Annotated in this window: 1 protein-coding gene; it reads left to right on the forward strand. The window is 36.6% G+C overall.

The window, feature by feature from the left end; all coding sequences use genetic code 11:
• Positions 1-105: 105 nt before the first annotated feature.
• Entirely contained in the window at positions 106-951 is an 846-nt protein-coding gene (locus tag B045_RS0111645) for a carboxypeptidase-like regulatory domain-containing protein (protein WP_018464434.1), read from the forward strand.
• Positions 952-1906 lie beyond the last annotated feature (955 nt).

Genomic DNA, 1906 nt, shown 5'->3' on the forward strand with positions numbered 1-1906 from the left:
ACTGCACTCGGCATAACATTCAAACAAGTTTGATGATTCTGCGCTCGTTTGTAATACCTTTGAACAATATTAACTTGCAAAATCAAGGATTAACTACAAAAAAATATGAAAAGAATTAGTTTATTATTACTCGGCATAGCAGTATCATTATCAGCACTATGCCAAACGGAGAAGCATCTTACTGGAACGGTAAAAAATGCCAAGGGGCAGAACATTGAATACGTAACAGTAGAGGTTAAAGATCGAGATATAAGAACAATATCAGATGCGCATGGCAACTTCTCCGTCAAAATACCAGATGGAGATTCTACCAAACTGATATTCAGTCATGTGTCTTACTCACCTAAAACCGTTGACATCAGCGACATTGCAGACAAAGGTCATTTTAATGTAATGATGGAACCTTCAGAATATATGCTCAATGATTTTGCCGTTATTGGTAAAAAGATGAAAGAAAAGACGCTGAAGCACAAGGGACTTCACTTACCTGGAGATGCGGTCTATAAAGGGCTAGATAATATCGGACTAGAAATGGGTGTGTTTGTAAATCCGAAGCATGATTTTCATGTCAAAAATGTTAATCTGGATATCAGGAAATGCACATATAGCAAATGTACCTTGAGCATCAATATGTATGAAATTGTAGGTAAGGACAGCTTAATCAACATATTGCACAAACCAATCTATTCTGTTATAGAAAAATCTCAAGTAAAGCAGTCTATTGTTTTTCAACCTCAGGAGCAGCTTTATTTTACCCACAACAAAAGATATTATGTAAGCATGGAAATTGTAGACATTCAAAGCGACGGAATGATAGTTTTCCCTGTATATTTAAAAGAATGCTATCTTCGTGCCCCAGAATTAAGTAAGATTGAAAAAATACCTATTAACATTGGACTGTCTATCAAAGGATATGAATACAAAGTTCCTGTAAAAGAAGCTAACAATTAGTATGCTTTAAAAGCAGATTTATTTTTAGGTTGTTATTATTTCTCTCCAGAGAAAAGCTTTTGTTCATGTAAATTTTGTAATTCAGCATGTTTATTTTCCTTTCGTTTAAAATTGTTTTTTACTGTTTGAGACTTGCTGAAAGCATCATATATGTGCACCTATAATGTTCCTCCTTTCATTAAGTCCAGTCACCTGATTTTCAAATGACAGGGGCAAAGGTACTGCAAGATTTCCGAGCATGCAATGAAATGCTCGTTGGCATGTTAGCCAAAGTATTATCAGTTTTATTTCACATGAACGGCCTATTCTCTCGCAGATCTCGCTGATAATCGCAGACGAAACCCTAAATAACAAACCTCTCTCGCAGATTCACCCAGACATCTATCAACTCCCCCTATCCCATTCAATTCATCTTTAACACCCACCCTCGCACGCACACACATAGGGTTTTTCAAAAATACCAGTGTCGAAGTGTCTATGTTCTGACTATCAGCATGCTACGTTGTAAATCTGAATTAATCACGTGTCACCACAGTGTCATTTGTCGCAACGTCATATAGGCAGGACTTTCCCTTTGCCAACTTGAACTTTTTTCTCGTCACAATATGCCTACATGTATGATATTACTGTTGTTGATGCTGATGTTGCGATACTTCACCTTCATCCTCTACACAATCTCCGTTGCCATGAGTCGCAGCGCCCTTAGTTTGTTGCACTATTTTTGGTATTTTTCATCTCGAATCATGACGAACAGATCGTCAAGACTCATCATTTTTTGCTTGATTTCTTTTTTTGTCTTATACAAGACATGGATTTTTGATAGTTCCATTCTATTTTATCGTTATTTTTTATCGAAAATTCGTTTCCACGACGTAACGTTTGCGTTATTACGTGGAAACGTTTCTGTTGCTACGACACGAAGTTTGCGTTTCTACGATGTAAAGTTTGCGTTTCT

The sequence above is a fragment of the Segatella paludivivens DSM 17968 = JCM 13650 genome (genome assembly GCF_000373185.1).
Lineage (GTDB): Bacteria > Bacteroidota > Bacteroidia > Bacteroidales > Bacteroidaceae > Prevotella > Prevotella paludivivens.